A 965-nucleotide genomic window follows, 5' to 3' on the forward strand; every position below is an offset into this window, starting at 1 on the left:
CCTTGTATCGAACGATTGGTTTAGCTTTGTCCAAGGTTCGAACATTTTTTTTGCATTTTCATTGAACTGGTTCATATAATCTTGCGGGGTTTGTTGTGACATCTTATTGCTCCGTATATTGACGGTTGAGAAAAAATCGTATGCGTTGAAGGTTAAGAAAACATTATAATATTATTAAGTTTGTCACTTTATACAGTACTGTAACAAAAATGTTTAACAGTAAAGTCAAGACATATACTGACCACCATTAACTGATATGGTTTCACCTGTGACGAATATGGCATCCTCACTGATAAGATACATACAAGCAGCAGCGATTTCGTTTGCACTAGCCAAACGATTCATTGGAATGGTTTCTTTAATTTTATCCATGATATGTTCAGGTACACTCTCTACCATGGGTGTATATGTATAACCAGGAGCAACGACGTTGGCGGTAACTGATGAAGAAGCTCCTTCGTATGCCAATGCCTTAGTAAATCCAATAATACCTGCTTTGGCGGCTGAATAGTTCGTCTGACCATACTGACCACGTAAGCCATTTATCGAACTGATATTGACGATGCGACCGGTTTTTTGTTCTAGCATCTTGACGAAAACTGGATGGACAATGGTATAAAGAGACGTCAAGTTAGTCTCTATCACCTGCTGCCACTGCGCAAAGCTCATTTTTTTGAAGCTGCTATCACGAGTGATACCCGCTCCATTTATCAAAGCATAAATACTGTCGTACTTATCGATTGTCTGCTTAATCGCTGCCATCGCAGTTTCGTGATTACTCAAATCAACAGCAAGAAACTCAAAGTTATCCGAGTCAAATCCATTATCTTCGCACCACTTTTTTGTACGCTCAGGATCTTCTTGACTCAAGGTCGCTATGACATGATAACCATTAGTCACTAACTTCTCACAAATAGCTGTACCAATTCCACCAAGCGCACCTGTTACTAAAGCAACTTTTTTAT

Annotated in this window: 1 protein-coding gene; it reads right to left on the minus strand. The window is 39.2% G+C overall.

Annotated features, from left to right (window positions below; translation table 11 throughout):
* Nucleotides 1-225 precede the first annotated feature (225 nt).
* The coding region (phbB, locus tag ACS8FD_RS17360) for an acetoacetyl-CoA reductase (protein ID WP_439276767.1) at nt 226-965 on the minus strand (740 nt) is incomplete at its 5' end.

Source organism: Psychrobacter sp. 1U2, from assembly GCF_051847575.1.